Source organism: Brevibacillus borstelensis (assembly GCF_036700025.1).
In the GTDB taxonomy this organism is placed as follows: domain Bacteria; phylum Bacillota; class Bacilli; order Brevibacillales; family Brevibacillaceae; genus Brevibacillus; species Brevibacillus borstelensis.
This window is the reverse complement of sequence record NZ_CP144923.1, coordinates 23689-29848: the sequence shown is the minus strand read 5'-3', so window position 1 is coordinate 29848 and position 6160 is coordinate 23689. Positions and strand designations below refer to the sequence as shown.

General features: G+C 41.8%; 10 protein-coding genes. All 10 read right to left on the bottom strand.

What is annotated here, in order from left to right:
* Window positions 1-94 precede the first annotated feature (94 nt).
* Window positions 95-745, bottom strand: coding sequence for a DUF6036 family nucleotidyltransferase (locus V5G20_RS27055; protein WP_197187504.1), 651 nt, complete (start codon window positions 743-745; stop codon window positions 95-97).
* Between the two features lie 16 nt (window positions 746-761).
* The gene (locus V5G20_RS27050) at window positions 762-1142 is read right to left on the bottom strand and encodes a hypothetical protein (protein WP_197187505.1); all 381 of its coding nucleotides are present in this window, start codon (window positions 1140-1142) and stop codon (window positions 762-764) included.
* Window positions 1139-1483, bottom strand: coding sequence for a hypothetical protein (locus V5G20_RS27045; RefSeq protein WP_197187506.1), 345 nt, complete (start codon window positions 1481-1483; stop codon window positions 1139-1141). The genes V5G20_RS27050 and V5G20_RS27045 overlap by 4 nt, the downstream gene beginning before the upstream one ends.
* A gap of 22 nt (window positions 1484-1505) precedes the next feature.
* Entirely contained in the window at window positions 1506-2444 is a 939-nt protein-coding gene (locus V5G20_RS27040; RefSeq protein WP_197187507.1) for a tyrosine-type recombinase/integrase, read from the bottom strand.
* Window positions 2445-2511: 67 nt separating this feature from the next.
* Window positions 2512-2865, bottom strand: coding sequence for a hypothetical protein (locus V5G20_RS27035; protein WP_197187508.1), 354 nt, complete (start codon window positions 2863-2865; stop codon window positions 2512-2514).
* 188 nt (window positions 2866-3053) lie between these two features.
* Entirely contained in the window at window positions 3054-3215 is a 162-nt protein-coding gene (locus tag V5G20_RS27030; protein ID WP_197187509.1) for a hypothetical protein, read from the bottom strand.
* A 24-nt stretch (window positions 3216-3239) separates the two neighbouring features.
* Window positions 3240-3464 carry a hypothetical protein gene (locus V5G20_RS27025; protein WP_197187510.1) on the bottom strand — a complete coding sequence of 75 codons (225 nt, stop codon included), beginning with the start codon at window positions 3462-3464 and terminating at the stop codon, window positions 3240-3242.
* Between the two features lie 81 nt (window positions 3465-3545).
* Window positions 3546-3983, bottom strand: a complete 438-nt coding sequence (locus tag V5G20_RS27020) for a hypothetical protein (protein ID WP_241752974.1) — start codon at window positions 3981-3983, stop codon at window positions 3546-3548.
* A gap of 891 nt (window positions 3984-4874) precedes the next feature.
* Window positions 4875-5318: a hypothetical protein gene (locus tag V5G20_RS27015; protein WP_197187511.1), complete on the bottom strand. Its 444-nt coding sequence runs from the start codon at window positions 5316-5318 to the stop codon at window positions 4875-4877.
* A gap of 45 nt (window positions 5319-5363) precedes the next feature.
* Window positions 5364-6143 carry a ParA family protein gene (locus V5G20_RS27010; protein WP_338136602.1) on the bottom strand — a complete coding sequence of 260 codons (780 nt, stop codon included), beginning with the start codon at window positions 6141-6143 and terminating at the stop codon, window positions 5364-5366.
* Window positions 6144-6160 lie beyond the last annotated feature (17 nt).

Genomic DNA, 6160 nt, shown 5'->3' with positions numbered 1-6160 from the left:
TGCTTGCTATTCCTACCCCGAACCATCAACATACCCCTATACTATCAGCAATACCAGGATTTTTAAAGGCAAAAAAAATACGCCAATCAAACGATTAGCGTTCTTCCCTGCTCTGTTTCTTTATGTCTTTTATTTTATTGTTTTCTGCTCTCGGTTTGTCATCGCTTCTTATTTCTTTCAGCTTATCTTGCAACCCCGGCCTTTGCTTCTCCCTCTCGGCGTTAACCTCACTTAGAACGTCTAGGGCAAGGTATTGATTCATTACGGACAACTTCTCTTTATAGGTGTTCTCGGACATGATTTTTAACAAGGTATCCCCGTCGGTAATATTCAATTTTTTGATTAAGAACTTTGCGTCGTCACGATCCGAAGTGCTGGAACGTAGGGCCATGAGTTTCATTGCAAGTAACGCTTCTGCCGATACGGTGCTGACTTTCAAATTCCCAAAGTCGTAAACAACCTCGGATTTCATATTCGGATGAAGAAACCCTTTCACTCCGTCATTAATCCAACCTGATTCTAAGTTATTTGCTTTAGCGATCCTTTCAGCAATTTCGTTGATTCGGCTTTTTGGTTCGTATAAGGCATCAATATCTTTCGTACTTGGTCGTGCTTCATGAACTAAGCACATCGAAGCCCCGCCAGAAATAAGAATTTCCCCTTTGTCGCCAGCAGCTTTTAATTCGTCGTTGATTTGCTTCAAATACTTTATCATTTCGCCTTTCTCAAGCTTGAAGTTTTCCATTAACTATACCGCCCCCTTAAACGCGATCAAGCGCATTTTCTTTCACAAAAATGTTCCTGATTTTAAATTCATACGGACTGACATCCTCCAAGTATTTTTTTAAAATCTCATTATTTTTGTCGAAGATGTCGTAATGCGGTTCAGTCAAAATGTATTTTTCTTTATGAACCCATTCCGGCGCAATCAACTTAAAATCATTCGCCAGCTTGTGAGTCATAGCGGCAACGTCACAATAATAAAAATGTTCGACATTAGAAAATGCTTCCGGTTCGTCCTTTATCATTTCGATTCGCTGCTGATCGGCAGCAGCATAAAACGAATCCAAAAACGCTGAACAGCAAAAGTTGAATTTTTCTCCCTGACTCACAAATTCAATAATGTCCTTTACAGTAATCATCCTTTTGCCCCCCAAGAGTTGATTTCCTTATCCCGGTTCCTTTGAACGATCTCGCGTGCTTCGTCGATTGAATAGCCTTTACGTACGTAAAAATTTTCTTCGATGTATTGAATGTGACGATTAACTTTTTCCGGCATTGTTTCCGGTGTCCAGTTTTCCTCAATCGCCCTTCTCAAAAAATTAAGAGGAGATTTTACAGGGCGCGGAGATTGCCGCATAATCAGAAGTAAATCAAGTGTTCGCTCGAATGCTAATGGTTTTAAAAGCTCAATTACTTCAAATGAAGGATAGGTCAATGTTGCAATTTGGTACGCTTTTGTAATAGCTGCGATTTTATCCATGCCTCTTTTCCACATCCTCTAGTTATATTGATGACAAACTTTCCAGTGCTTCTCTCCGTTCCTGTGTACTCGATTTTGTGTAATTTCTCGTATAGTTAATATTAGAATGCCCAAGGATGTCAGCGACTCTTTGAAGCGAATATCCGGCCTCAATAAGATCATGCGCTAGTGTATGTCTTGGAACGTGTGTCGTTAAATCGGGTATTCCCGTTTTTTTGCTAAGTGAATCATATAGATACTCTACGCCTCGCTTTGTTAGCGCCCCTCCGCCACGCGAAGACGTAAACAATTTTTTAGTTTCTGCTTCGCCGCGCATTTCCATCCAATCAAGCAAGGCATTTCGCAGTTCTTTGTTCATTTCAACTCTCCGGGCCTTTCCGCCCTTTCCATCACGAACGAAAACATAACCTGTTTCAAATGAAATGTCTTCCGGCTCTGCGTCAACAACTTCACTCACTCTTAACCCCGCAAGAAGCATCAAATATACAATGGCCCGATTACGAGCGAATTTCCATCTGTTCTTTTTCTCGGCCTGCTCGTCTTCGATTACACGAACTAATTTGTTTCGTTCGTTACGTTCCAACCAGCGCGGCTCTGAATCAAAATCTTCATTGACTTTTTGTGTCTTCAACTTCACAGCCGGATTCGTTTTTATTAATCCCATATCCTTCAAGGAATTGAAAAACGTCCGGATCGACACTATACAATTGTTAACGGAACTGATTGAATACTTCTTAGTTTCACCGTTTCTTTTTTGGAATGTAGCTTCGTTGATTAAATACTTTTTCCATTGATGGAGGTCAAGAGCGGAAACATTGTTTGGATCGAAGGCGGTTTTAAGTAATTCTTGATGCCACTCGATGAACTGATTCGCAACCTGAATGTATCTCGCTATCGTATTTTCACTTGCTCCATCTTCTCGCAATGCCATTTCATATTTGCTTATCAATTCATTCGTCATAAAATCACCCGTCCATACACCTGTTGCCGCACCTGCGGCACGGCAACGGTTTTCTCAAATTGGTATGTCATCCCCTTAGCTTCACGTATGCTTTAAAAGCATTCATGCCGATCTGCGGCGTTGATCGAAAAACCTCCATCAGAAAATCAATCGTTTCACCCTCGGAAGCTAATCCAATTTCATTTTGAAATTCGATTAACCGCAGCTTTCTTTCTTCCCCTAAGTTTACATCTTCCCTGTTCTGCCGCGCTCGCTCCGCTTCGGTTTTCTTTTGTTCTTCCTTACGAATTTCTGCGTTTCGATTCTTATCCTGAATCAGCCGAACAATGACGTCTGGCAAGCTGCTGCAATGTAGCTCCCTTTTTAAGTCCTCCAGTTCCTCTTTAAGCTCTATCGGAACCTGAATTGGTGTTCTGGACATATTCTTCCCCCTTGGTGTATACATTTTTCCGGATCTCGTGAGCTGGCCAGGCGCGAAAAAGTATACATTTCACCCAGGCTGCAGCGTCGCCGGTTCGGTTAATTGTATACATGCGCGGCTCGGATCGCGCCCGGCCGTTGCCGCGGGCGCTCGCTTTATGTATACAACTGCTGAATTGATGTACTTGGTCAAGAAACTTCTGTAACTTCAAAATCCTCGAATGGAAAAAGCGCCTTTAATTCCTCTCTCACCCTTTTGGCTTCATCGTAGGTTTTATAGCTCACTTCTTCATCAAGGTTGTCGGGGTTTGTGCTTGTGAATTTCATGGTTTTTCCTCGCACCACAAACATCGAACATCCCTCCCTGTTTATTGGTCAAAAAGATAATTGCCTATTCAAAGCATCAGCCTTTTCACGAAACGTCTTATCCTTCGGAAGCGTTATTTTATCGTACTGGTCATCATAGACGGCCAGCAGATAGGCGATAGCCTCCGAATCAGTGGTATACCCTAATTGCTCGCGTAAAGCTCTTATACGGGCTTTTACGCCGCTACTGCAATCAAGTCTTGGGCGTTTGTCTAACGAGGTGTTGCGCGGCATTACTCCCTCCCCTTTCACGACCCAAATTCTCCATTCTATGACCCTAAAAATTAACTTTATGGCCCTTCGTTTCAACCCGCATCAATAAGGCGATTCCTCGTAAACCTTCCGGGCTTCTCCGATGGTCTTAAAGTCAAACTCGCTATAAATCGCCCTAATAAGTTTCTTTATTTCCTCTTCGCTGTATCCAAGGCGCTGCGCCCCTAAAATTGCGTATCCAAGACAGGCATTATTGCTCCAATCACCTTGGCTCCACATATCCCGATCCAGCAGCTTCCTAAAGTATTCAGAGCGGTTTCCGTTCGCCTCACTGTCAATATGCTCCCAAGTGGATTCTGGAAGTGTGAGGGAAACTTTCTTCGTCACTCCTAATGATGGCCTTCCGATCTGCTTAACGGTCATTTGATTGGTGGCTAGTTTATACCGACAATTGACGCACAGTACAATTCTTTCAGTTCCAGATACAAAATCGGTCACATCTTCCGTACCGCCACAGTTCATACACTTTTCGGTCATCATCTTATAGTTCATCCTCCTTTTAAGTTACTTTAATTATAACACTTTAGGTAACTTAAAGTCAATTAAATTAGGTAACTTAAATCTAATTATTTTAAGTAACCAAAAGAAACTTTTTGCTGTTTAGTTATGTACCGAAAATTTACTGTCATTTTAACATAGTTATGCACCGAAAAACAATGATTCGAGCAAGGTTTTCGGTACATAATTTATATTATGTGCCGAAAAAAACCGCCCTTCAAAAAGAGCGGTTCTTCCACTTATTCTAGCGCCGAAAGTCGGTTATTGATTGTTTGACTATAGCCGAGTATTTAAGTTCTGTTTTGTCCTCATTAGAAGATGTTGATTCGAGAGAATCCGGATTTTCTTCATATACTCCTTTGTTTCCTTTGACGGTTCAGGGAACAAATGAATACCTTCATCTAAGAAATACTTCTTGCCATTCTGTGACAATGAACTCCCCTCCCCTACTGATTTTGTATACAGCGCTGCCGCTGCTGCGCGGCTGGCCGCTGTCGATCGGCACTATGAATGTATACATTTTTGGCGACCTGGAGAGCTGCAGCTCGTCGGAAATGTATACATTCGGAAACGCCGGCGACAAGATCCGGACATGTTTTTGTATACACGTAACCTAGCGCGGTCTGTTCACATAGAACTTTATGAACCAGCTAATGTACATTGGAAGTCCAAAGATTGCAACCATTAGCAGCTTGTCTGTCCACGGGCCAACGATGTCTGAAAATATGATAATAAGCACCATGCCTATTGTGATAAGCCTTGCCAGCCGACCGAATAGGTTGTTCATTTGATAACAAACACACAGTACCACTAGAATTATCAGGTACCATTTCAGCGTTTCGTCCACGCAATCACCCGCCTTTACTTCTTAAATTATTCTCTCCTTTCTGACAGAAACCCTTTTTCGATAAAATACCTCTTAACCACGTCATTCACTAATTTGCTCTGCGCTCCACGCCCCCGGCCTTTCGTCAATTCTTGAAGCTTTTCCAATACGTCGCTCTCGAAGTAAATCCCTGTAGGTTTTTTGTTTGCTGGCTGCTTCGTGATGCTTGAAAGAATATCATCATCATATACGTTAATATTGTTGTTATCGTTCCTGTTTTCATCATTGTTTTTATTATCATTTTTGTTTTCGTTGACGTTATTATCGTTATTATCGCTTTTATTTTCGTTTACATCATTATTATTGTTAACGTTAATGTTTCCATCAACGTTATTGTTTTCGTTTTTATTGGTGTTATCATTGTCATTTCCGACTTGTGCAAGGTCACTGAAACTTGCAATTGATCTTCTTTGCTTGCTCACTTGTTTCACCGTTCCTTTTCATTAATATTAACAGAAACAATTACATTAACATTATTATAGCAGTTCTTTAATTTCTTCGTACAGTTCAAAGTAATTGTGTACGATTTGGGACTTTGCATCTGCCGACAAAGTAGCTGGCAAACGCTCAAAGGCTACGCTAGAAGCAAAGCGCACCGAGCGCGGAATAACTACATCGAACATCTTAATGTTCTGCTGTAGGCAATATTTCCGGCATTCTGTAATGATTTCGGAATGCAGCGTCGTTCTGGAGTCTACCAACGTTGCAACCACGCCTAGAATACTTAGCTGCTTGTTTGTCTGCTCCTTAAAGTCATTGATTGCCTTAATGATTTTTATTAAAGAGCGCATCGAGTAGCTTTCCGGCTGGAACGGTATTAATACATTATCGACGTAACTCAACACATTCCCCTGAACCAGCCCCAAGTTTGGCGGCGTGTCAAAAAGAATGCAATCGTATCTGTCTTCAATCGTTTTCAAATGGCTTTGCATCAAGCTGAACGGCTTCGGGAACTTGTTCCGATCCGCTAGGACATCAAATTCAAAGAACGCCATATCGTCATTAGCAGGGAGCAAGTCGATGTTTTCATGAACCTTCACGATAGCTTTATCAATCTCATGGCCGTTAACCAGCACATCGTAAATTGAGGATTTTAACGTGTCGGGATTGCCGCCAAACGATACATAACAGTTGCCCTGGTTGTCCGTGTCCACGATAAGCACTTTCTTTCCTTCTTTGGCGAACACTCCGGCCAAGTTAGTCGTAATTGACGTTTTGAGAACTCCGCCTTTATTCGTTGATACCGCAATTTTCACAATAACCCCTCCATCAT

Excerpts from the sequence above, each read along its gene's own strand:
- V5G20_RS27055 (WP_197187504.1), bottom strand. The coding sequence starts at position 745 with ATGGAAAACTTCAAGCTTGAGAAAGGCGAAATGATAAAGTATTTGAAG.
- V5G20_RS27050 (WP_197187505.1), bottom strand. The coding sequence starts at position 1,142 with ATGATTACTGTAAAGGACATTATTGAATTTGTGAGTCAGGGAGAAAAA.
- V5G20_RS27045 (WP_197187506.1), bottom strand. The coding sequence starts at position 1,483 with ATGGATAAAATCGCAGCTATTACAAAAGCGTACCAAATTGCAACATTG.
- V5G20_RS27040 (WP_197187507.1), bottom strand. The coding sequence starts at position 2,444 with ATGACGAATGAATTGATAAGCAAATATGAAATGGCATTGCGAGAAGAT.
- V5G20_RS27035 (WP_197187508.1), bottom strand. The coding sequence starts at position 2,865 with ATGTCCAGAACACCAATTCAGGTTCCGATAGAGCTTAAAGAGGAACTG.
- V5G20_RS27030 (WP_197187509.1), bottom strand. The coding sequence starts at position 3,215 with ATGTTTGTGGTGCGAGGAAAAACCATGAAATTCACAAGCACAAACCCC.
- V5G20_RS27025 (WP_197187510.1), bottom strand. The coding sequence starts at position 3,464 with ATGCCGCGCAACACCTCGTTAGACAAACGCCCAAGACTTGATTGCAGT.
- V5G20_RS27020 (WP_241752974.1), bottom strand. The coding sequence starts at position 3,983 with ATGATGACCGAAAAGTGTATGAACTGTGGCGGTACGGAAGATGTGACC.